1 tRNA gene and 1 rRNA gene are annotated in these 278 nt (G+C 52.9%); both read left to right on the top strand.

Annotated elements, in window-relative coordinates:
• Nucleotides 1–67: ribosomal RNA gene (locus tag ACZ92H_RS29705) — 16S ribosomal RNA — on the top strand; the annotation flags it as partial.
• A 97-nt stretch (nucleotides 68–164) separates the two neighbouring features.
• Nucleotides 165–241 (top strand) — tRNA-Ile (locus tag ACZ92H_RS29700).
• Nucleotides 242–278: the final 37 nt, after the last annotated feature.

Here is a 278-nt window from a genome sequence, read left to right as displayed (position 1 = left end):
ATTCGTGACTGGGGTGAAGTCGTAACAAGGTAGCCGTATCGGAAGGTGCGGCTGGATCACCTCCTTTCTAGAGTTTGCACGAAGCAGCAATGCTTCCGCTTCAAATGTTCACACTTATCGGCTGTTAGTCAAAGAAGAAACAGTAGTCGTGGTAGCACCGCGTTGGGGCTGTAGCTCAGCTGGTTAGAGCACCGTGTTGATAACGCGGGGGTCGTTGGTTCGAGTCCAACCAGCCCTACCAGTAACACCCGAGTCGTAAATTCCCGGGGGATTAGCTC

The organism is Janthinobacterium foliorum, from assembly GCF_978021625.1.
Note: the sequence above shows the minus strand (reverse complement) of the source record. Positions and strands in the feature narration are given on the sequence as shown.